Below are 247 nucleotides of genomic sequence, written 5' to 3'. Positions count from 1 at the left end.
AAAGCCCAACCTGCGGTATGGAAAGAGTAAAAGTGTACCACCACCACGGTCGCGGCTCTGAATCGACAGGCGTAGGCATGTTCACCAAACAAGTGATGGAAGGCAACCCATTACTTCCAGTTGAAGAGAATGGTCGCCTCAATGACCCTATTTTGCGCGAAAACTTCATGACACGTGTCTTCACTTATCAGAAGTGGCTCAACCTTGTTGACGAAGGCGTAACTAAACACAAGCTGATTCAATTCCA

1 pseudogene is annotated in these 247 nt (G+C 47.4%); it reads left to right on the top strand.

Annotated elements, in window-relative coordinates:
• A pseudogene (locus AB4653_RS08510) lies at positions 1-247 on the top strand (hypothetical protein); the annotation flags it as partial.

The sequence above is a fragment of the Vibrio sp. 10N.222.48.A3 genome (assembly GCF_041475345.1).
Lineage (GTDB): Bacteria > Pseudomonadota > Gammaproteobacteria > Enterobacterales > Vibrionaceae > Vibrio > Vibrio tasmaniensis_A.
The sequence above is the reverse complement of the archived record's forward strand: the minus strand, read 5'-3'. Positions and strand labels throughout refer to the sequence as shown.